Annotated in this window: 13 protein-coding genes; 8 read left to right on the forward strand and 5 right to left on the reverse strand. The window is 67.3% G+C overall.

Translation table 11 applies throughout. From position 1 onward, the window contains the following. Positions 1 to 88: 88 nt before the first annotated feature. Positions 89 to 1,117 carry an N-acetyl-D-Glu racemase DgcA gene (gene dgcA, locus AC6A67_RS00730; protein ID WP_498034602.1) on the reverse strand — a complete coding sequence of 343 codons (1,029 nt, stop codon included), beginning with the start codon at positions 1,115 to 1,117 and terminating at the stop codon, positions 89 to 91. A gap of 400 nt (positions 1,118 to 1,517) precedes the next feature. Here dgcA and AC6A67_RS00735 point away from each other — a divergent pair, with 400 nt between their 5' ends. Genes AC6A67_RS00735 through AC6A67_RS00750 form a run of 4 tightly spaced genes read left to right on the forward strand, consistent with a single transcriptional unit; the run spans position 1,518 to position 5,218 of the window. Beyond that, a complete protein-coding gene (locus AC6A67_RS00735; protein WP_498034603.1) occupies positions 1,518 to 2,657 on the forward strand; it encodes an ABC transporter permease in 1,140 nt (379 codons plus the stop codon). Positions 2,658 to 2,666: 9 nt separating this feature from the next. Then, complete coding sequence (locus AC6A67_RS00740) at positions 2,667 to 3,512, forward strand: ABC transporter ATP-binding protein (protein WP_498034604.1); 846 nt, start codon at positions 2,667 to 2,669, stop codon at positions 3,510 to 3,512. Positions 3,513 to 3,515: 3 nt separating this feature from the next. Next, a complete protein-coding gene (locus AC6A67_RS00745; protein ID WP_498034605.1) occupies positions 3,516 to 4,628 on the forward strand; it encodes an MlaD family protein in 1,113 nt (370 codons plus the stop codon). Beyond that, positions 4,628 to 5,218 carry an ABC-type transport auxiliary lipoprotein family protein gene (locus AC6A67_RS00750; RefSeq protein WP_498034606.1) on the forward strand — a complete coding sequence of 197 codons (591 nt, stop codon included), beginning with the start codon at positions 4,628 to 4,630 and terminating at the stop codon, positions 5,216 to 5,218. The genes AC6A67_RS00745 and AC6A67_RS00750 overlap by 1 nt, the downstream gene beginning before the upstream one ends. A gap of 923 nt (positions 5,219 to 6,141) precedes the next feature. Here the strand turns inward: AC6A67_RS00750 and AC6A67_RS00755 are convergent. Continuing rightward, positions 6,142 to 14,013: an apolipoprotein A-IV repeat region-like domain-containing protein gene (locus AC6A67_RS00755; RefSeq protein WP_498034607.1), complete on the reverse strand. Its 7,872-nt coding sequence runs from the start codon at positions 14,011 to 14,013 to the stop codon at positions 6,142 to 6,144. A 496-nt stretch (positions 14,014 to 14,509) separates the two neighbouring features. Here AC6A67_RS00755 and AC6A67_RS00760 point away from each other — a divergent pair, with 496 nt between their 5' ends. Next, on the forward strand, positions 14,510 to 14,830 hold the full coding sequence (locus AC6A67_RS00760) for a 2Fe-2S iron-sulfur cluster-binding protein (RefSeq protein ID WP_498034608.1): 321 nt from the start codon (positions 14,510 to 14,512) through the stop codon (positions 14,828 to 14,830). A 237-nt stretch (positions 14,831 to 15,067) separates the two neighbouring features. On the opposite strand, the gene AC6A67_RS00765 is transcribed toward AC6A67_RS00760, so the two are convergent. After that, positions 15,068 to 15,586 (reverse strand): MarR family winged helix-turn-helix transcriptional regulator, encoded by a 519-nt coding sequence (locus tag AC6A67_RS00765; RefSeq protein ID WP_498034609.1) that lies wholly within the window; start codon positions 15,584 to 15,586, stop codon positions 15,068 to 15,070. A 240-nt stretch (positions 15,587 to 15,826) separates the two neighbouring features. Here AC6A67_RS00765 and AC6A67_RS00770 point away from each other — a divergent pair, with 240 nt between their 5' ends. Beyond that, the gene (locus AC6A67_RS00770; protein ID WP_498034610.1) at positions 15,827 to 16,312 is read left to right on the forward strand and encodes a VOC family protein; all 486 of its coding nucleotides are present in this window, start codon (positions 15,827 to 15,829) and stop codon (positions 16,310 to 16,312) included. Positions 16,313 to 16,487: 175 nt separating this feature from the next. Here AC6A67_RS00770 and AC6A67_RS00775 read toward each other — a convergent pair whose 3' ends face one another. Then, on the reverse strand, positions 16,488 to 17,663 hold the full coding sequence (locus AC6A67_RS00775; protein WP_498034611.1) for a vWA domain-containing protein: 1,176 nt from the start codon (positions 17,661 to 17,663) through the stop codon (positions 16,488 to 16,490). An 869-nt stretch (positions 17,664 to 18,532) separates the two neighbouring features. After that, positions 18,533 to 19,063, reverse strand: a complete 531-nt coding sequence (locus AC6A67_RS00780; protein WP_498034612.1) for a Spy/CpxP family protein refolding chaperone — start codon at positions 19,061 to 19,063, stop codon at positions 18,533 to 18,535. A 419-nt stretch (positions 19,064 to 19,482) separates the two neighbouring features. Between AC6A67_RS00780 and AC6A67_RS00785 the strand changes: the two genes are divergently transcribed. Beyond that, positions 19,483 to 20,061, forward strand: a complete 579-nt coding sequence (locus AC6A67_RS00785; RefSeq protein WP_498034613.1) for a tyrosine phosphatase family protein — start codon at positions 19,483 to 19,485, stop codon at positions 20,059 to 20,061. Positions 20,062 to 20,175: 114 nt separating this feature from the next. Further along, entirely contained in the window at positions 20,176 to 21,021 is an 846-nt protein-coding gene (locus AC6A67_RS00790) for an AAA family ATPase (protein ID WP_498034614.1), read from the forward strand. Positions 21,022 to 21,659: the final 638 nt, after the last annotated feature.

Raw genomic sequence — 21,659 nt, forward strand, 5'->3', positions numbered from 1 at the left:
GGTTAACATTACGCCTGAAACCGTGGATGTGTATAGGTTTTGCCTTACCCAAAGGCAGGGAGGGCGTCGTCAGGCGTAGCCTCGCCCGTCACCCCCACAGCGCCCGTTCCGGCGGCCACACCACGGCGCCGTCATAGCGCAGGCCGGGCTGGCGATCGGCGGCGAGCAGCAGCGGGCCGTCGAGATCGACGAAGCGGGCGCGCGGCGTCAGCAGCATCGCCGGGGCCATGGCCAGCGAGGTGCCGACCATGCAGCCGACCATCACGCCGAAGCCGAGCTGGATCGCCGCGTCCACGGTGAGCAGCGCTTCGGTGAGGCCGCCGGTTTTGTCGAGCTTGATATTGACCGCGTCATAGCGGTCGCGCAGCGCCTTAAGGCCGTCGCGGGTGTGCATGCTCTCATCGGCGCACACCGGCACGGAGCGGGCGATGCTGGCGAGCAGGGCGTCATCGCCTGCCGGCAGCGGCTGCTCGACCAGCGCGACCTCGGCCCTGGCGCAGGCCTCGAGCAGCCCCTCGAGCGCCTCTGCGCGCCAGCCCTCATTGGCGTCGACCAGGAGGGCGGCGCCGGGGGCCGCATCGCGCACCGCCTTGAGGCGGCTGGCGTCGCCCTCTTCGGCGCCGAGCTTAATCTTGAGCAGCGGCTTGCCCGCGTCAAACGCCGCGCCAGCCTGGCGCGCCATCACGTCGGCGTCGCCGAGCGAGATGGTGAAGGCCGTGGTGGCGGGTCGCAGCCGGTCAAGCCCGGCCAGCACATGCGCCGGGGCGCCGCTCAGCCTGGCTTCCAGATCCCAAAGGGCGCAGTCGAGGGCGTTGCGCGCCGCGCCCGCAGGCAGCAAGGCGAGCAGTCCGGCGCGGGTGACGCCAGATTCAATGGCCGGGCGCACGCTGTCGATGGCGGCGCAGACGCTGTCGATGCTCTCGCCATAGCGGGCATAGGGCACGCATTCGCCCCTGCCAGCAGCGCCATCGCCGCTGATCTGGGCCACCACCACCACCGCCTCGGTGCGCGAGCCCCGCGCGATGGTGAAACTGCCTGCGATGGCGAAGCGCTCGACCGTGACGCTGAGCGTACGACGGGCGTCGGGAGGGCGGGGAGCGGGAGTCAATTGCGACATGAGCTTAACCGGCCTGTTACCCAAGTGCGGAGGGCGCGCGGCGACGCGCCCAAATCTATCAAGTCTATGCAGTATGGCGCCTCGGGATGTCAGGGCGCCGCTGCGCCGCAGCAATGACAGGCAGAGGTTAATATCTCGCCAGTTGCAGGCCGTTGGGTTGCATGCGGCCAGCTGGTGAGAGATGCGCGCGAGGGGCCGAGCCGTGGCCTGCCTGGGCCAAAATGCAGGCGCCGCCCGGATTCTCGCCGGCATGTGGCGGCGCCGCGCTCGACAGCCACTGGCTTCGCGGCTATTCCTGCAATCGTAGGGAATGCCGATGGTCGACGCCGCCTGTAGCTGGCGACGGGCAGGTTAGTCCCATGGTCGCAGGCAGGACCTGCCAAAGAGGGACGCGCCATCTGTGTCGGTTGATGAGCCCCTGGCGGATATCGAGCAGCGCGGCGGCGATTTGCGCGTCAGACTGTCCGGCGACTGGGACGCGTCGCATGCTGCTGCGGTGGAAGAAGCCGTGGCGGCCATTGGCGCCCAGGCTCACGCCGGCGGCGCGGTTCTCATCGACATGTCGCGCGTCAGACGCCTCGATACGCTCGGGGCCTGGGTCCTCGACCGCACCCGGCATGAGCTGGGCCAGAATGGCCTGAAAGCCGATTTCGTCGAGCCGCGCCCCGAGCATCTCGTGCTGCTCAATGAGGTGGCCTATCGCGGCTTCCAGGAGACGCCGCCGCCGCCGAAACGCTCGCGGGTGATGGATTTTCTCGTCCAGGTCGGCGAGGGCGTGGTGCAATCTGGCCGCGATCTGCTCAGCGGCGTGAGTTTTCTCGGCGAGGTGGTGGCGGCGCTGGCGCGCGTTATCGTCAATCCCCGCCGCTTCCGTGGCACGGCCGTGGTCCACCACATGGAGATGGTGGGGTTTCGCGGCGTGCCGATCGTGGCGCTGATATCGTTTCTTGTCGGCTGCATCGTCGCCCAGCAGGGGCTGTTCCAGCTGCAGCGCTTCGGCGCCCAGGCCTTCGTGGTCAATCTGGTCGGCATCCTTACCTTGCGCGAATTGTGCGTGCTGCTGACCTCGATCATGGTGGCGGGCCGCTCTGGCTCTGCCTTCACCGCCGAGCTCGGGTCGATGAAAATGCGCGAGGAGGTCGACGCGCTACGGGTGATGGGGCTTGATCCTATTGAGGTTCTGGTGCTGCCGCGCATCATCGCCATCATCATCGTGTTGCCGCTGCTGACCTTAATCTCGTCCATGGCCGGCCTGTTTGGCGGCGGCCTTGTGGCCTGGCTGTATGGCGGCATCACGCCGGAAATTTACCTCGTGCGCCTGCAACAGGCGGTGGGCATGAGCACCTTCCTGGTCGGGTTGATCAAGGCGCCGTTCATGGCGCTGGTCATCGGCGTCATCGCCACCCAGGAGGGCCTGCAGGTGCAGGGCTCGGCGGAATCGCTGGGGCGGCAGGTGACCTCCTCGGTGGTGAAAGCCATCTTCATGGTGATCGTGGTGGACGGGCTGTTCGCCATGTTCTTCGCGGCCATCAATTACTGAGGAGGCCGGATGAGCGCGCCCTATACCGACCCGGCCCCGCAGCCCCCGGCTTCAGCGATCGCGCGGGGGCACCACGCCCCCGGCGCCGACGCCGAAGTGGTGATCCGGGTCAGTGACCTGGAGGTCGGGTTCGGAACCAAGACCATCATGAAGGGCCTCAACCTCGACGTGCGGCGTGGCGAGGTGCTGGGCTTCGTCGGCGCCTCCGGCACCGGCAAATCGGTGCTGACCCGCGCCATTCTCGGGCTGGTGCCCAAGCGCGCCGGCAAGATCGAGGTGTTTGGCGAGGATCTCGATCAGCTGTCGCGGGCGTCGCGCAAGGCGATCGAGCAGCGCTGGGGCGTTCTGTTCCAGCACGGCGCGCTGTTTTCGTCGCTGACGGTCAAGCAGAATATCCAGGTGCCGATGCGCGAATATCTGCACCTGTCGGACCGGCTGCTCGACGAACTGGCGATGCTGAAGATCGAGATGGTCGGGCTCAACCCGGACGCCGCCGACAAATTTCCATCGGACCTGTCGGGCGGCATGATCAAGCGCGCCGCTTTGGCCCGCGCTCTGGCGCTCGACCCGGATATCGTCTTTCTCGACGAGCCGACCTCGGGGCTTGATCCGATTGGCGCTGGTGAATTTGATGAGCTGATCTCGACCTTGCAGCAAACTTTGGGGCTGACTGTTTTCATGGTAACCCACGATCTCGACAGTCTGCATTCCATCTGCGATCGCATCGCTGCGTTAGGTGAGGGCAAGATTATCGCTGAAGGGACAATCGAGACCATGCTGGCGTCGACACATCCGTGGCTCAGGTCCTATTTCCACGGCAAACGCGCCCGTGCGGCGTTCAGCGCAGGCAATTAACGCATGGAAACGCGCGCGAATTACGCCCTGATCGGCCTGTTCACCCTCGCGGTGATCACCGCCGGCTTCCTGTTCGTGTTCTGGTTCAGCGGCGGCCAGGGCGCCAACACCCGCGCCACCTACAAGGTGGTGTTCACCGGCTCGGTGTCCGGTCTGGGCGCAGGCTCGCTGGTGACCTTCAACGGCATCCGGGTTGGCGAGGTGAAGGGGGTGTCGTTTGACCCCAACGACCCCAGCCGGGTGATCGCCAATATCGACATCAGCCGCGACGTGCATCTGCGCACCGATACGCGGGCGTTGCTCGACGTGCAGATCGTCTCGGGCGTAGGCTCGGTGGCGCTGGTTGGCGGTTCGGCCGACGCTGGCATTCTTGAGCCGTGCCCGGCCCCCAGCTGCACCATTCTGGCCGAGCGTTCTGACTTTCAGGACATTGTCGAAAGCGCCCGCAATGTCGCCAAGCGCGCCAATGAGGTGGCTGAGAAGCTGGCGGTGATCATCGATCAGAACCAGGCCTCGATCGACGACACCATCAGCAATATCAACAAATTCTCCAGGGCGCTGGGCGAGAACGCCGATAACGTCAACACCTTCCTCGCCAAGGTGGGGCCAGCCGCCGAGCAGGTGAAGGCGCTGGCCGCCACCATCGACGGCATCGCCCGCGATATTGACCCCAAGCAGGTCAGCTCGATCATCGCCAATGTCGACAAATTCTCGACGGCGCTCGGCAATTCCAGCGCCAATGTGCAGAGCACCGTCGACAATGTGGCGGGCATCACCGGCAAGATTAACCAGGCGGCGGATCAGGTCGAAGGCGTGCTGAAATCGGTGCAGAGCTTCCTCGGCTCCACCAATGGCCAGGGCGCGGTCGACGCCATCCAGCAGGCGGCCAGCTCCATCCGCAAGCTCGCCGACAATCTTGATCGCCGCACGGCGGAAATCGCCGTGGGCATCAACCGCTTCACCGGTTCAGGCCTGGGTGAGGTGAAGAACCTGGCGGTTGACAGCCAGCGTACGCTCGGTGAGATCAATCGCACCCTGCGCGGCATCAACCAGAATCCGCAGCAGTTCATCTTCGGCGCCAAGCCGCCCCTGCCGCAATTTAACGGACGTCAATGATGCCGAACGCCAGCTTCTCGCGCACCGTGGCGCTTGCCCTGACGCTGGGCGCGGCCGCCGCCCTCGCGGGCTGCGGCGGCGGCCCGGCCCCGGCGACCTTTGACCTGTCGGCGGCGCGGGACTTCGGCCGCATCGGCGGCGGCTCGCAGCTGGCGGTGACCGAGCCGGTGGCGCTGCAGCCGCTGAACAGCGAGCGCATCATCGTCCGCCAGGGCCCTTCGGTGAGCTTTGTCGGCGGCGGCCAGTGGTCGGACAAATTGCCTGCACTGGTGCAGGCGCGGCTGTTGCAGACCTTCGAAAACGGCAGCCGCATCGCCACCGTGGGCCGGCCCTCGACCCTCGCCAACGCCGGCGCGATGCTGGCCAGTGAATTGCGCGCTTTCGAGATCGACGCCACGCGCAATGTGGCCGTGGTGGAGATCACCGCCCGCATCGTTCAGGCCAGCGGCCCGGTGTCGGCGGCGCGCATCTTCCGGGCCGAGGTTCCGGTCAGCGGCGCCATCGACGCCGGCAACGCCTCGCAGGCGCTGGATCAGGCGCTGCAGCAGGTGATGGTGCAAATCGTGCGCTGGGCCTCCGGTCGCGGCTAAGCCGCGCCTTGTGCCGATGCAGGTTGGGGCGGCGTAGCGCGGCTGGTTGAGCGGGCGCTGGTTGGGCCTGATTTGGCCACGCGGTAAGGCACACCTTCAACCGCGCCGGCCAGCGCGACGCGTCGCTCGCTTGCGGTGCGCGCTGCGGCAAATAATTTTCACGCAGCTGACAACACGCCCTTCGCCGTCATGCCCGTGCTCGTCACTGGCATCCACGTCTTTGGCTCATGCGCGCCGAACGTCAGTCCGCGGAAAAGCGAATGGGCTCGCTCCGCCGTTTTCTCCTTGCAGAGCCAACCCGTAAGCGCCTGAGCGTTGGCCTTGCCGTCACAACGCGTGGATGCCCGTGACGAGCACGGGCATGACGGGCGAGGGGATGGTGAGGGACGAGTTCACCTTGTGCGCCTTTGTGCAGCCCTGGGCAGGGGCAACGCAGCTCAAGCGCGACAGGTGAGAGGCGCGCGCATTCCCCTAACTGATATTCGTATCCTGACCACCGACACCCCTCGACCGCGTCATGCCCGTGCTTGTCACGGGCATCCACGTCTTCGGCTGACGCGCGCCACACGTGAAGCCGCGCCAGGAGCCGATGGGCCCGCTCCGCCGCCTTCTCCTTGCAGAGCCAACCCGTAAGCGCCTGAGCGTTGGTTTCGCCGACACAACGCGTGGATGCCCGTGACGAGCACGGGCATGACGGGCAAGGGGTTGGCGCGGGATCAGAGTGTGCCTGGTCGCGGGAGAGAGCGCCTGGAAGCCAAGGGCGGCCAGCACCAGTCGCATTCCAGCCGCCCGTGCCTCAGCGCCATGAAAAACCCCCGGCTTGTGGGCCGGGGGTGAAGTTGTGAGTGATGATGAATGTCGAAGCGACCCAGTCTGGCCTGGGCGCGCCGACAGGGGCGGGCCCCGGGCGGCTGTGGCCTGCCTCAAACGCGGTCGAGACGACCGGAGGCGTGGGCGAGGATGGTGTAGACCTTGCCCGTATCAGAGGTCAGGTAATTGCGCGCCATGGCGCCGTCCCTGTCGCTCTTGCGCACTTCCGCCAGCAGGCGGTCGAACTCTTCCACATAACGGTCCGCCGTCTGGCGGAACTCCGGGTCGATGCGGTAGCGGGCGCGGGCGTCATCGAAGATGCGCTGGCCGCGGGCCGTGTACAGGTCGAGGCCGAAGGCCTGGGCTTCTCCGCGATTGCGCCGGCTCCATGAGGCCTCAAGCGCCGCCACATTAATCAGCTGGCCAATGTCGATCGACAGGGTGTCGAGCAACTCGGCGGCGCTCATCGTCGGCTGCGGCAGTGTCTCGGGCTCGTCGTCAGACGCGCGGGTCAGCAGGTTGGACAACCAGCCGCCTGTCGCCGTCTCGCTACGCGACGCCGCTGGCGCCGCCTGCACGGGGGCAGTGGTAGGGGCAGGAGCAGCGACCGGCGGTTGGGCCGGCGGTTGGGCCGATGACGGGGCAGGCGCCCTGGCCGGGGCTGCCGGCGGCTGGGCGACCGGACGGGCGGCTTCGCGGCGCGCCGGCTGGGCCGCCTGACGGTTGGCGGCGGCCGGCGGCCATGCCAGCGGCGCATCCGGCGCCGGCTGGGCGGCGACGCTGGTCGGGGCAGGGGCCGCCACAGGAGCTGCGGCGGCGACCGGCTGACGCGGCGCAGCCACGGCGTCACGCGGACGACCAGCGCGGTTGACGATGTCGTTGAGCTCGTTCAGCGCGCGGATCTGTTCGGCGACCACACGGCGCATGGCGGCGGTGGACTGCTGGGTGTCGCGCGGCAGCTCGAACACACCGCGCGAGATCTCCGAACGGGTCAGCTCGAGGTCGCGGGTGATCTCGGCGGCCATCGACCGCACGTCTTCAGCCACACCGCGGAACTTCGCGGTGGTCTGCTCGATCGCCTTGCCGGCCTCGCTGACAGCCTCGTCATAGACCGAGCGCATGGCGCCGGCGGTCTCGTCGCGCTGCTTCTCGGCCGCCTCACGCAGGGCGTTGAGCTGGCTGGCGAGGGTGGTCGACGCCTGCTCCGAGGTGGCGCGCAGCAGATTGGTGATCTGGCTGGCGCGGGTCTCGGCGCTGCGAATGGCGTTCTCCATCAGGCCGACAAAGGCGCCCGACAGATTCTCCACATCGGTGGTGCGATCGGCGATGGCCTTGGCCATTTCGTCGAGATGCTCACGCTTGCTGTCGAGGCCGCTGGCGAGGCGCTTCTCGGCCTCGTCCAGCCGCTCGGCGCCGTCGCGCAGGGCGGCGATGCGCTCACCTGCCAGGGTGGTCAGGGCGCGGCCTTCCTCACCGAAGCGGGTGGCCACGGCGGCGGCTTCCGCCAGCGTGGTTTCGCCCACCGCCTTCATGGTCGCGATCTGGGTGGCGAGGTCGCGATTGGCCCCGCCAGCGCCTTCGGTGACCAGCTTCAGCGCTTCGGTCAGCTCGCCGATGCGGTCGTTGAGATTGGACTCGATGGTCGCCAGATTGCGGCCGGCGCTGATCGCCACGTCCTGCAGCTGGCGGTTGGCCATGGCGAGGCGCTCGATCAGCTCCGGCACGTCGGCGGTCAACCTGTCGCTCACCGAGCCGATGACGCTGACGGCGCTGCTGGCGGCGGTCTCCACCGCATTGCGCATGGCGCTGGCGGCGGCGTCGACGGCTTCACGCATGCCGGCGGTGCTGGCGGTTAGGCTGGTCCTGGTGGCGTCAGTCGTCTCGACGATGCTGCGCGTCGCGGCGGCGGCGCCTTCACGCATCGCATCCGAGATGGCGCCGCTGCTGGCGTCGATCTTCTGGGCGGCGGCGTCGCTGATGCGCGTCACCTCGGTTTCGAGCTGGCTGGCGCTGCGGTCGACGGCGCCGATCAGGCGCTCGCCCTGCTGGGTCAGCGTGGCCTCGATACGATCGATGCTGCTGACCAGCGACTCGCCGATCCGGCCAGCGTGCATGCCGAGCAGGTGGTCGAGCAGGCGGGCGCGACCGTCGATGCTCTCGACCAGGCCCGAGCTGGAGGCGTCCAGCGTCGTGCTGACAGCGGTGATGCGGTCATTGACCACGGCCGAGATGGTCTGGCCGTAGCTCTGGAACACATTGTCCAGGCGCATGATCTGGCTGCCGACGCGCGATTCCAGATGGCTGGCGCTGCGGGCGATGGCGTCGGCGATGGTGTCGCCGTGCTCGCCCAGCGCCGAGACCAGCTCGGCCCCACGGTCATTGAACAGGCCGGACAGCCGGTCGATCTGGCCGGTGAGTTCACCGGTGACAGACTGGCCACGGCTCGCGACCACGTCGGACAGTCGCACGATCTGGGCGTCCAGCGCCGCCACGGCGCGGGCCGTGGTCTGCTCCAGCGCGCCGGCGACTTCGCCGCCACGACCCGACAGCAGGCCGATGAACCGCGCGCCCTTCTCCTCGAACGCGTCGCTGAGGGCGTCGATCCTTGCGCCGAGCGCCGCCGCTGCGGCGCCGCCCTTGGCGTCGAACAGATGCGACAGGCGGTCCGTCGATGTGGACAGCTGGTCGCTGAGGGCCGAGGAGCGATCGTCGATGGCGCTGGCCAGCGACTGGGTCTGGGCGTCGAGCGCCGCGACCAGGCGGGCGCTGCGGCTCTCGAAATCGCCGGCGGCGGCTTCGAGGCGGGTGACGATGACATTGGCGGCCTGCTGGCCACGGCTGTCGAAGGCGGTGGCGACACGCTCCGCCGATGCCTCGAGGGCCGTCTCCAGCGCCTCGGTCTTCTGCTCGATCAGCACGGCGAGGTCACGGCCGCGATTGTCGAGGGTCATGGCCAGACGCTGGCCGCGACGGTCGAGGTCGCCGATCAGCGCGTCGATGCGCGAGCCGAGCGAGGCCACGGCCGAGCCGCCATGCGACTGCAGCGCCGTGGTGATGCGCTCGAGCGAGCCGTCGACCGCGGTTTCGATGACATTGGTCTGGGCGTCGATGCCTTCGGCCAGGCGACCATCACGCTCATCAAGCGCGCTGAGCAGCGCCTTGCCGTTGTCCTCGAGGCGCGCCAGCATGCCGCTGATGCGCGCGCCAAGCGTCGCTGCGACGGCCCCGCCATGTTCGGCGAAGGAGCCGGCGATGCGGGCCATCGAGGCGTCGAGCGCCGCATCAACCTTGCCGGCGTGCTGGTCGAGCGTCTCGGTGAGCGCGGTGTGGCGCTGGTCGAGGTCGTCGACGAGGCGACGGGCCGAGGTATCGAAGCCGCCTGCCAAATCGTTGATGCGGGCGCCGAGGCTGGCGACGGCCGCGCCAGTGCGGCTGGCGAAGCCATTGGCGATGCGGTCGATCGAGCTGGCGACGGCCTCTTCCAGACGGGCGGTCTGGGCGTCGAGCAGCGTCGAGGCCTCCTTGCCGCGCCCTTCGAGCGACAGCACCAGCTTCTCGCCCTTGTTGTCCAGTTCGCCGATCAGGCTCTCCAGACGCGCGGTGATGTCGCCGCCCATGCGATCGGCGTGCTCGCCGAAGGTGGTCTGCAGGCGGGCGATCTGGTTGCCCATGAAGCGCTGGAAGCTGCTGGTGCGGCTGTCGAGCAAATTGGCCATGTCGACGCCGCGGGCGTCGAGGTCGCCCACCAGCTTGCCGCCCTTCTGGTCGAGCACGTTGGAGATGGTCTCCAGACGCTGGTCGAGGGCGTTGACCAGATTGTCGCTGCGCGCGGCGAGGGCGCCGTTGACGCTGTCGAGGCGGCTGACGACCGCGCTCTCGAAGCTGTCGACGTGCTTGCCCAGCGCCTCGCTGATCTCCGCCGCACGGGCGCCGAGCGTGACATTGATGCTGTCGGCGCGGCCCACCAGCAGGCTGGCGAGATTGGCGGTGTGGCGCAGGATGGCGTCGTTGATCTCGTCCGCCTTCGAGGTGAGGGCGCCGGCGACCTCGCTGCCGCCGCTGGCCAGCACACGGGCGATCTCGGTCGAACGGGTCTCCAGCGAGCGGCTGATCGCCGAGGCGCGGGCCTCCAGATTGCGATCGAGCAGCTCGATGGCGCCGTCCAGGGCGCGCGACAGCTCGCTGCTGCGGGTGGCGGCGCGCTCTTCGAAGGTGTTGACGCGGTTGTCGATGATCTCGGCGGCGCGGGCCGCCTCGCTCGCCAGCTTGTCGGCGAGGCCAGAGCCACGGCCAACCACCACGGTCTCAATGCGCTCGATGCTGCCTTCGATCCGCTTGCTGAGATCGTCGGTGGCGGTGGCCAGCGTCTCGATCATCTTGCCAGCAGGGGCGATGACGCGCTCGTCGAGGCTGTTGAACTGGCTCGACAGCGCCTTCTCGGCCTCCTGGGCGCGGGTGTGCAGATTATCGGTGAGGGCGGTGGCGTTGCTGGTCAGCGCCTCATTGACGCGGGCCGCCTGACGGGCGAGGGCGACGATGACCTCGCGACCGCTGTTGGCCATGCTCTCATGGGTTTCCGACGCCTGGCGGGCGAGCAGCGCCTGCATTTCGGCGCTGCTGGCGCGGAAGCTCTCGGACACCTTGCCCAGGCTGCCGTCGATGGCCTCGACGGTCGCCTTTGCATGGGTGTCGAGGGTGGCGCTGAACTTGCCCGAGGTCTCGCCGAAGGTGTCACGCAACCGGGTGACATAGGTCTCGACGTCCGCGCCAAGGCGGCCGAAGGTCTCGTCGAAGGTGGCGCGCAGGCGGGCGCTCTCGCCGGTGGCGAGACCGCTGAAGCGCTCGCCAGACGTGGTGATGGTCTTCTCGATTTCTGCGGCCACCGAGCGGGCCTGTTCGCCCATGCGGTTGACGCCAGTGTCGATGACGTTGCGCAGGGTTTCGCCCCGGGCGTCGAGCACGCTGGCGAAGGTGTCGGTGGAGCGCGCCAGCATGGTCTCGAGCTGGTCGGCGTGGCTGGTGACATCCTTGCCGAGCTTGCCCACCGTCTGCTCGAAGGTGGCGCGCAGGGCGCTGGTGCGGGCGTCGAACAGCGTGGCCAGCTGCTGGCCGGACGAGGCCAGCGCCTTCTGCAGCGTGACGCTCTGCTGCTCGAAGCTGCCGGACAGCTGGCTGACGCTGGTCTCGAACACCTTGCGGGCGGCGGCGCTATGCGTGTCCAGCTGCGAGGTGAAGCGGTCGCCCGAGGCGGCCAGCGTGTCTTCCAGCTTCTGGCTGTTATCGCGCAGGGTCGAGCCGAGGCTCTCGATGGTGTCGACCAGGCGGTCGGCAAGGGCGCCGCCGCGATTGCCGATCATGTCGACCACGACCTTGCCGGCGCCTTCAATCTTCTGGCGCAGGTCTTCGCTGCCGGCGGCGAGCGAGGTGGTCAGCTCCTTGCCGGAGTTCAGCAGGCCCTGATTGACCTCCTGGGCGCGTTCAACCAGCGCCTTGTTGACGGTGTCGCCGGTGGCGGCCAGCTGGCGCGACACATCGGCTGCGGCGGCGCTGAGGCCAGCCGACATCTTGTCGCCAGCGGCGCCAAGGGTCTTCTCAATAGCCTCCGACTTCTCGGTCAGGGTCTTCGAGACGGTCACCGAGGTGGCGCTCATGCGCTCGACCAAATCGCCGCCGCGCGAGGTCAGCTCGTCGACCATCTGGTCGCCAGCCTTGCCAAGCGCCTCGGTGATCTGGGCGCCGCGCGCCGCCAGTGAATCCGTCACCTGGCCGCCGGCGGCGGCCACCGCCTCAGCGATGCTGCGGCTGGCGGTGAGCAAATCGGTAGTGATGTGCTGGTGCGCGCCTTCGATGGCGGTGCGCACGCGCTCGGCGTTGGAGATAATGCCGTCGCGCTGTTCGCTCAGCTCCTCGACGAGGGCGCGGATGCGCACCTCATTGTCGGCGTAGGAACGCTCGAGCGTGGAAATTTCGCTGCGCACCAGCGTCTCAAGCTCGCTGGCGCGGGCGAGGGCGCGCTCGACGCCATCGCCCATGGCGGCCATTTCGCGGCGCACGGCCTGCGACAGCGACACCACCGATTCCATGGCCAGCGATTCCGGCTGGGCCATGCGCACGGCGGCGCCCATCAGGGCGCGGGAGGCTTGGTGCATCTGCGCGGCGCGCACCGCCATGGCGGCGATCAGGAAGAACAGCAGCACCGGCGCCAGCAGTGCGACGCCAGCCAGCAGGCTGCGCACCGGGCCGAGCTGATTGAAGATCTGCTGCGGGGCGATGGTGGCGAGGCCAAGCATATCCGAGGCCACCAGCGCGCCGCCGGCCAGCCAGACCAGCGAGGCGACGGCGGCGACCAGCCAGGGCAGACGCGAGGCGCGCGCCCGGCTGAAGCCGGCGAGACTCTCCAGATTGAACCGGTCGTCATTGGCGACGCGGCTGGTGTCAGGCGACACCACGCGCCGTTCGCCAGCCGACCGGGTGGTCTGCTCTGCAGGCGCAGCGGCCGGGGAGGGCTGGGCGATTTTGGCCTGGGCAGCGCCTGGCTGGGCCGCGCCGGTCGCCCGGGCGTCCTGCGCCCCGGGGGCGCTCCTGTTGGCGCCGCTGGCACCGGGCTCATTCGCCTTCGCGTCAGTCTTGCTGGCCGGCTGGGGAGCCGCCGACAGCGTTGGCTGGATGGCCAGCGCCGTTGCGCCGGCAGTCATCGATGCCGTGGACACCGCGCCGGACGGCAGGCCGCCCGATGTAAGGCCAGCGGGCCGCGCTGCGGCAGCCGCAGGCGTCGCCGCGACCTGGCCCGGACGTGGGGTGGCGCTGGCCTGGGCGCCAGCCAGCGAGGCGGCGGCGGGCATTTGCGGGCCAGGGGTGGGGCCATGCGAAGGGCGAGGCGTGAAGGCAGGCGCGTCGGCGCGCGGCGAACGGATGCTGTCGTCGCCGCCGCGCGCGGCGGCTGGCATGCTGGCGCCAGGCATACTGGCGCCAGGCATGGCCGCGCCTACCTTGCGTGCGCCAGGCAATGGCGCTGGGGCGCGCGCAGGTGTGGGCGCGGGCGCACGACCAGATTCCGGAGCGGCCTTGCTTACGTTCGCCGACTTCGGAGAATCGGACGATTTCGCGTCGGACTTTTGAGCATCGGCTTTGGCAGTATCGGAAGCGGGCGAGCTGGTCCTGGCCGCGTCAGGCTTGGCTGCGTCGGGCTTGGCCGCATCGGGCTTGGGCGCGTCGGGATTGGGCGCGTCGCCGCTGGCGGCCGCATGTGCAGCGGCAGCTGCGGCGCGTGGGCCGGCGTTGGCGGCGCCAGGGGTGTTGGCGTCAGCCACCGGCCTGGCGTCCTGGGAATTCATACCCCGGCGTTCGCCGTCCAGGGGCTTGCCGGCGCCAGCCTTGGCTGGCTCCGGCGCAGCTGCAGACGCGGCGTCGTTGGTGGTCTCGGTCTTCAGCGTGCCAGCGGCGCCAATGCGGGTGCCGCCCACTTCGGGCGCAGCATCGCGCGCGGTCTCGACGCGGGCCGTGGCGGACGGACCAGGAGCGCTGGGGCGCACGGCGACGCCTGGCGTCAGCGTCGGACGCACGGCCTGCGACTTCTGGGATTCGTCTGGAGTGGCGGCGGCCTTCGCGCCAGGGGCTGCGGGCGTCTGGTCTGGCCGTGCCGGCGCGCCGGCGCTGGTCGCCATGTCCTTCGCTGCATCGCCTGGGCTGGCCTTGCCGCCAGACTGGCTAACAGACTGGCCGTTTGGCTGGCTATTCGGCTGACCAGCCGGTGCGCCAGCCTGGGCAGCTGGCTTGCTGGTCCCGGCCTCACCGGTCGCGGCGGCGGCTGAGGCGGTGGAGCCTGGCGCGCCGGTGGCGGATGTCTTTACAGACGAGGCTACGCCGCCAGCCGCCTTCACCGGAGTCAGTCGCTCAAGATCATCAAGCCCCGCGCCCAGCAGCTCCTTTTCGAGGGCTGAAAGCACCGCAGCTGCAGGATCAATTAGCTTCTTGTCCTTGGACATTCTGCCGCCTCTTGCGCCTGGCGAGGCCAGGACTTGTGGAGGCTGGGTCGCAAATGCGGCGTGCGCACTGCTCCACAGACTCCTCACCCATCTTTACTGGCTTCAGTCTAGAGGGGGGCTGAAGCCAATGAAACCCTTGCCCAGCCTCGATCTGCGAACGTCGTTAACGACTTTTTTACCAGATATTCCAGCATGTTAACAGCTTGTTTACGTTTGTGGCCACGCCCCGCTCGCCTGCAACCCTGGTCGGCGCTGCTTATACCGGGTCGCGAAGCTGCTGACGTAACCGCGCCCTTATTGGCTCAAGCGCCTATCGGGCTTGACCATCGCCTGATGAACCATGCCCCCGATCGAACAGGCGCATCGGCAATCGCTGTTAATGAGACAATTATCCCGTACCTGCGAAAGGAGGGGTAGCGCCCCGTCGCGCCGCGCCTGATAACATGCAGCGTCAAACACGCTCCGGCCCGCCGGACGATCGCCATCAGGAGAGGGTATGCCCAGGATCACTTATATCGATGCCGATGGCGCCAGCCGCACCATCGACGCCGCCGACAACGCCACCGTGATGGAAGTGGCGCTGAAGCACGATATACCCGGCATTCTCGGCGAATGCGGCGGCGCCTGCGCCTGCGCCACCTGCCATGTCTATGTCGATGACGAATGGATCGACCGGGTCGGCAAGGCCGAAGACATGGAGCAGGGCATGCTCGATTTCGCCTTCGACGTGCGCGAGAACTCCCGCCTGTCCTGTCAGATTTTCATGACGCCCGAGCTCGACGGCCTGGTGGTGCACACGCCGGTGCGGCAGGGCTGACGCCAGAACCCGATGAGCATGGCTCATTGGGCTCTGGATGAGCCCGTGCGGCGCCTGAGCATGTCAGGATGCGGATGCGTCAGCGACTTCGCATCCTGGATTGACGCCAGAACCCGCTGGGCGCCGCAGGTTGAGCCGTGCGCGACGGCTGCGCCTGAGCTTTGCAGGGCGCGCCTCAGGTCGCGCGCGGGGCAGGGGCCAGGCTCTGGATGACGCTGGTCCCGCGCGGCGGAACGTTTAGCCGCCAGCGTCGGTACAGGGCGCAGGGACGCTGCGCTCAACCACAACGCCCAGAGCCTCGCGCAAGGCGGAGGCCGACGCCCCGTGCCGCGAAAGTTCGGCCTCGACCTGCGCATGGATGGCGCGCCATACCGGCAGGGCCTCGGCGAGCAGCGCCAGCCCGGCTGGCGTTAGCCACAATCGTCGGCTGCGGCGGTCGGCAGGGTCCGCCAGGCTGTCGATCAGGCCGCGTCGTTGCAATGGCTTGAGCGCCGCCGTCAGCGTGGTGCGGTCGCTGGCCAATATGCTGGCCAGCACGCCGATGCCCGGCGGCTGCGGCTGGTTGATGGCCATCAAAAGCGAAAATTGCCCATTGGTCAGGCCAAAAGGCCGGAATGCCGCGTCAAAGCGCCGGGCCAGCGCCCGGGCGGCGCGCTGCGCGTGCAGGCACAGGCAGGCGTCGCGCACCAGCAGCGTGTCGGCGAAGCCAGGCTCGACGCCGGCGGCGTGCGCTCCATTCGTGTCCTGCTGGGGCATGTCCACACCCTCACTCCATGCTCGCTGGCCGCTCCCGGTCGGGCAGCGCCTGCTTAAGCGGCGCGCGCGCCCGCGTCCAGGTCAAGTCCAGGTCCTGGTCCAATTCCAGGTTTAGTGGGCCCGCCGCAGAAGGGAGCGAGGCGTTACGCTTCAGCAAACTGTGACCAGTGTCGCAGCTTGATATGTTGATATCAACATAAATCGGTCTATGCTGGCGATGATCACAACGGGGAGAACGCCATGAACGACGCCAGCATCACCACCACCACCGCTGCCGCCGCCGCCGTTACGGGCATGTGCCCGGTGGTGCATTTTGAAATGCCCGCCCATGACCGGGCGCGGGTCGCCGCCTTTTACGCAGGGGCGTTCGGCTGGAAGATGGATCAGCTGGGCGCCGATATGGGCCATTATCTGCTGGCCACGACAGCCGACGCCGATGTGCCCGGCCCGACCCATCGCGGCGCCATTGGCGGCGGATTTTATTCGCCAGGCTGCGCTGCCGAAGCGAACGGGCAGGAGATGATGGGCGTCCCTGGGACGTCGATTGTCATCGCTGTCACCGAGCTGGAGCCGGCGATGGACCGGGTGCGGCAGTTCGGCGGCAGGATCATCGGCGAGGCAATGGGCATTCCAGGCGTCGGCCGCTTCATCGCCTTTGAGGACACCGAAGGCAATCAGAACAGCATGTTGCAGCCGCTGATGAACGGAGATTGCCCTGCAGGCTGAGTTTGGCTAGCCGTCGGCAGAGAAGGGCGACCAATGGGCGCCATATGCGCAAATGCAAAACGCCGGGCCATGAGCCCGGCGTTCGCTTGCAATGTAAAGGTTTTCCAGCCTCGCGCACTCATTGATGCGGGCCACTGGCCGCCGATTTGGCGTGGTCAGCCAGATCAGGCCCTGATCAGCGCGACAGCTCGCGCATCGCCTTGTCCAGACCCTCGAGGGTCAGCGGGAACATGCGGTGGCCAAAGATGTCGCGGATCAGGGCGATCGACTGGGTGTAGTTCCAGTGCTCTTCCTTCACCGGATTGAGCCAGATCGACTTGGGGAAGTGCTCCAGCATGCGCGCCAGCCAGACCTTGCCCGGCTCGTCGTTCCAGTGCTCGACCGAGCCGCCCGGCATGGTGACCTCATAGGGGCTCATGGAGGCGTCGCCGACGAACACCACGCGGTAATCCGACGGGAAGGTGCGGATAATGTCCTGGGTGGAGGTGACCTCCTGGAACCGGCGGCTGTTCTGCTTCCACACGCGCTCATACAGGCAATTGTGGAAATAGAAGTGGTCGAAATGCTTGAACTCGGTGCGCGCCGCCGAGAACAGCTCCTCGGCCTTCTCCACGTGCCAGTCCATTGAGCCGCCGACGTCAAGGAACAGCAGCACCTTGATGGCGTTGCGCCGCTCAGGCCGCAGCTGCACGTCGAGATAGCCCTTGTTGGCGGTCTCATGGATGGTGCCGTCGAGGTCGAGTTCTTCGGCCGCGCCGGTGCGGGCGAATTTGCGCAGGCGGCGCAGGGCGACCTTGATGTTGCGGGTGCCGAGCTCGACGTCGTCGTCGAGATCCTTGAACTCGCGCTTGTCCCACACCTTCACCGCCGAGAAATTGCGGTTCTTGTCCTGGCCGATGCGGATGCCTTCAGGGTTATAGCCATAGGCGCCGAAGGGCGAGGTACCGGCGGTGCCGATCCATTTGTTGCCGCCCTGGTGGCGCTCCTTCTGCTCCTTCATCCGCTCCTTGAGCGTCTCCCAGAGCTTGTCCCAGCCAAGCGCCTCAATTTCTTTCTTCTCATCCTCGGTGAGGTAACGCTCCGCCATCTTGCGGATCCACTCCTCCGGGATCTCCTCCGCCTCAATGGCGTCGCCGACCTTCTCAAGCCCCTTGAACACACGGCCGAACACCATGTCGAACTTGTCGAGATTGCGCTCGTCCTTCACCAGGCAGGTGCGGGCCAGGTAATAGAAATCGTCGACCTTTTTCTCGGCGAGATCCTGCTCGAGCGCGCCGATCAGCGCGAGATATTCGCGCAGCGAGACCGGCACCTTGGCGCCGCGCAATTCGGTGAAGAATTTAAGAAACATGCTGCTCCCTCGCCGGCGGGCGCGCCCTGGAGCCGCCTGCATTTACCAGGATGCGCCGCAACGCCTCCGGGTAAATGCAGTCAGCGGCCCCCCATGTCGTAAGGCCGCGCCACGCGCAGATCGCTGCGGCTGACGCGTCTTCGGACAATGGCCCATCTTGTTCGGCCCATCTTGTTCATTGTCGCGCCGACCCCGGCTGCTTAACGCGCGCAGGGCGCGCCGCAGCCGGCGACCGGCCAGCGACCATGTCTATCATGGCATTAGGGAGGGATAGCAAGCCCCAGTCAAACCAGGCCAACGTCGCAAGCCATGTTGCGGAACCTGTCCAGCGCCAGTCGGCGCAGCCCTGGCGCAACCCGGCCCTGGTCGTTGCGGCGGCGTCGCGCGCCAAGGCGACGTCGTTGGGTCACCGCGTCATCGACATGGAGCGCTTGATAGGATGGGCGCAAGGGCAAGGCCTGCTGCGCCGTCCGGGGGCGGAGCGCCACGACCAGCATCGGGGGAGACTGGTCGTGGCATGGGCCGTGGACGCCGATGGGGGGGCTAGCGTCCGTCGGCCTGCTCCGGCCCCTTCCGGGATCGCCGTGAGGCGATCCTGGGGAAGGGACGCCATCTACGCCGCAGCGACGACATGGGGGATTCGCCGCATCGATGAAGTTGACCCCGCCACATCATCCCAGGATTGTGGCGAGGTCAGGTGCAGCAAAACGCAAGCTGGTGATCTTAAGGCGGCAAGATGCCGCGACAGGCGTCGCGCGTGTTCATCGTGGCGCGAACGGACAGGCCGGGCTTGCAAAACAAAAGCGCCCCTCGCAGGGCGCTTCCGTAGCAGGCGTTGGTCGCATCAGTGGGATGCGCCAGTGCAAGCCTTAGTGGCGCGGGCCGCCCTTGTGGTCCTTGTGCGGGCCGCGGTGATCGCCCTTCGGGCCGTCCATCTTCAGCAGCACCGCGAGGCGACGCTTCTGGGCGTCGTCGAGGCTCTTGTACAGCGGCTCAACGGCGTCGGCGAGCTTGCGCATCTCGGTGGCGCGCTCGGTCGCCATGTCGGCGCCAGCGCGCAGGCGCTGGATGTAGTCAGGCTTCTTGCCCTCTTCGCGTGCTTCCTTGCGCTCTTCACGGAACTTGGCCATGCGCTCGGCGCGCTCCTTGGCCTGGCCACGCAGGGCGGTCTCAACGCCCGGCCACAACTTCTCCTGCTCAGCGTTCAGCTTCAGGCCAGCCTTGAGACCCGCGAGGCGGGCGTCGAGCAGGGCGGCCTTGTCATCGGCGCTGATGCGATGATGTTTGGCCGGGCCTGCGCCATCGGCCTTCGCGCCGTCCGCCTGCTGGGCGAATGCGGCGCCCGACAGGGCGAGAGCAGCGCTGAGGGTGAGAGCGGCGATCGATTTGTTCATGTTCATCAGTCCTCCAGAACAGTGATGGCAATGTGGGGCGCCTGCCGCGGCGTTTCAAATTAATGTTCTGTAATGAAGCGGACAGGTTGATCAAATTCAGGCGATCTGTCCGCGAAATGCGCCGCCATGATTTCAACACAGGGATTAATATGGTCTGCATCACTGTATTGTCGTCGTTAACTGCCAGGTAATGCTCGGGTCTTGTCCGGACAAATGGCCGTTACGGTGCGCGCATGACTAGCGCCGCGCGCCACATCACTGCGGGACCGGCAGCATTGCCGTATCGTCTTCTTGTGCCGGGGCCAGGCCGTCTGGGGCTGGCGGGTCGACAGCCCGGCGGAGATGGCGTAACGCCTCAGAGAATATATGGCGGCTACCGCCACGGCGCGGTATGAACAGCGCGGAAAACAGGGAGAGGTGACGGCATGCGTGAGAGCATCAGGGACAAATTTGTGGTGTGCGGCATTGATGAGCTGCCCGACCAGCGCGTCCGCTCCGTCACCCATGTGCTGTCGATTCTCGATCCGGACCGCGAAGACCCTGACGCTTTCGACGATTACGGCGACCACCGCCGCCTGACGCTGCGCTTCCATGACATCATTGCCCCTACGGCAGGCATGATCATGCCGGAGCGAAAGGACGTGCTGAAGCTGCTGGAGTTCGGCGAGACCATCGATCTAGTGCCGGAAAAGCAGGATCATCTGCTGGTGCACTGCCACATGGGCGTGTCGCGCTCGACCGCCGCCATGGCGACGCTGCTGCTGCAGGATCACCCTGAGGCCACCGAGGACGCCATCTTCGCCCGCATCCTCAAGGTGCGGCCGCAGATGTGGCCGAACTCGCGGATGATCGCCTTCGCCGATGAGATTCTCGGACGCGGCGGCCGCTTCAGCGAAGCGCTTCGCCGGCTCTATGGCCACCAGTGCAAGGTGCGGCCAGACATTCCGGAGATGATCCGCTTCTATAATCGCGGCGCTGAAGTCGACAGCGCCATCCACGACTGACTGGACTGCGGCGCGCCCAGGCGATGGCCGAAATAATCGATCAAGCACTTGCTTGATACGCCTGTCTGCGCCTACTGTCCGCCCGGCAACGATTGAATAAAAATGGAAAGCAGCATGCGATTTCAGGGTACCGATTCCTACGTCGCAACGGAGGATCTGAAGGTCGCCGTCAACGCGGCGATTGTTCTCGAACGTCCGCTTCTGGTGAAGGGCGAGCCTGGCACCGGCAAGACCGTGCTGGCCGAGGAGATTGCGCGTGCGCTGGGCGCCCCGCTGCTGACCTGGCACGTCAAGTCGACCACCAAGGCGCAGCAGGGCCTGTACGAGTATGACGCCGTCAGCCGCCTGCGCGACAGCCAGCTCGGCGACGAGCGCGTGCATGACATCCGCAACTACCTCAAGAAGGGCAAGCTCTGGGAGGCTTTCGAATCCGAAGGCCGCGTCGTGCTGCTCATCGACGAGGTGGACAAGGCGGACATCGAGTTCCCCAACGACCTGCTGCAGGAACTCGACCGTATGGAGTTCCACGTCTACGAGACTGGCGAGACCATCAAGGCCAAACAGCGCCCGGTGGTGATCATCACCTCAAACAATGAGAAGGAACTGCCGGACGCCTTCCTGCGCCGCTGCTTCTTCCACTACATCCGCTTCCCCGACGAAGACACCATGAAGCAGATCGTCGAGGTGCATTACCCCGGCATCCACCACCGTCTGGTGGAAGAGGCGCTGCAGCTGTTCTTCGACGTGCGCGACGTGCCTGGCATCAAGAAGAAGCCGTCGACCTCTGAGCTGCTCGACTGGCTCAAGCTGCTGATGGCCGAAGACATTGGCCCCGACGCGCTGCGCGAGCGTGACCCGCGCAAGGCGATCCCGCCGCTGCACGGCGCGCTGCTGAAGAACGAGCAGGACGTCAGCCTGTTCGAAAAGCTCGCCTTCATGGCGCGCCGCGAGCAGCGCTAAGCACAGGCGCCGCCGGCGCTGGCCGGCGTGCACAGGTGATTGCGAACGCCCCCGGAGACGGGGGCGTTTTGCGTTTGCGCGCATGAAGCGCTGCGTAAGGGAAGGAGCATGGCGGGCGAGCGCCGCGCGTTGTGCACCTGCCGCTCCCCGCCACATCCCGCCATCTCCGCTCATGGCCCCACCCGCCGTCATGCCCGTGCTCGTCACGGGCATCCACGTCTTGCGCCGCGTGGAGCAAGGTGTGGCGGTTCGGGCGTGTGGCGTTTTGTGGGGCGCGGCGTGCCTGCGATGGATGCGAAGAGAAGAGCGTGGATGCCCGTGACGAGCACGGGCATGACGGGCAGGGGGCGCGCGATGTGTAGGGGCGCTGTTGCGGGGGCGAGGGGCCTTGCGCCATGGCGCATCGCCAGTCGCGTTTGTCGCGGCGGGCGGCAGGAGGCGGGCGGCGGGCTATGGGCGGCGGCGCTCAGGTCTCGTCGGCGCCGTCGAGCAGATGGCCGGCGACCTCGGTGAAGCCTGGTGCGGGCAAAGCGTTGGAGGGCATGTGGCGGCAGACGCCGAGAGGGGCCAAGCTGAGGCCTATTGCCTGCTGGATGACGCCATCCGCATGTCACATCTGCCCCCACTGCCGTCATGCC

It is taken from the genome of Camelimonas sp. FR25 (assembly GCF_059740505.1).

Coding starts and splice junctions, on each gene's coding strand:
- AC6A67_RS00755 (WP_498034607.1), bottom strand. CDS start 14,013: ATGTCCAAGGACAAGAAGCTAATTGATCCTGCAGCTGCGGTGCTTTCA.
- AC6A67_RS00765 (WP_498034609.1), bottom strand. CDS start 15,586: ATGCCCCAGCAGGACACGAATGGAGCGCACGCCGCCGGCGTCGAGCCT.
- dgcA (WP_498034602.1), bottom strand. CDS start 1,117: ATGTCGCAATTGACTCCCGCTCCCCGCCCTCCCGACGCCCGTCGTACG.
- AC6A67_RS00770 (WP_498034610.1), top strand. CDS start 15,827: ATGAACGACGCCAGCATCACCACCACCACCGCTGCCGCCGCCGCCGTT.
- AC6A67_RS00760 (WP_498034608.1), top strand. CDS start 14,510: ATGCCCAGGATCACTTATATCGATGCCGATGGCGCCAGCCGCACCATC.
- AC6A67_RS00790 (WP_498034614.1), top strand. CDS start 20,176: ATGCGATTTCAGGGTACCGATTCCTACGTCGCAACGGAGGATCTGAAG.
- AC6A67_RS00740 (WP_498034604.1), top strand. CDS start 2,667: ATGAGCGCGCCCTATACCGACCCGGCCCCGCAGCCCCCGGCTTCAGCG.
- AC6A67_RS00750 (WP_498034606.1), top strand. CDS start 4,628: ATGCCGAACGCCAGCTTCTCGCGCACCGTGGCGCTTGCCCTGACGCTG.
- AC6A67_RS00780 (WP_498034612.1), bottom strand. CDS start 19,063: ATGAACATGAACAAATCGATCGCCGCTCTCACCCTCAGCGCTGCTCTC.
- AC6A67_RS00745 (WP_498034605.1), top strand. CDS start 3,516: ATGGAAACGCGCGCGAATTACGCCCTGATCGGCCTGTTCACCCTCGCG.
- AC6A67_RS00775 (WP_498034611.1), bottom strand. CDS start 17,663: ATGTTTCTTAAATTCTTCACCGAATTGCGCGGCGCCAAGGTGCCGGTC.
- AC6A67_RS00785 (WP_498034613.1), top strand. CDS start 19,483: ATGCGTGAGAGCATCAGGGACAAATTTGTGGTGTGCGGCATTGATGAG.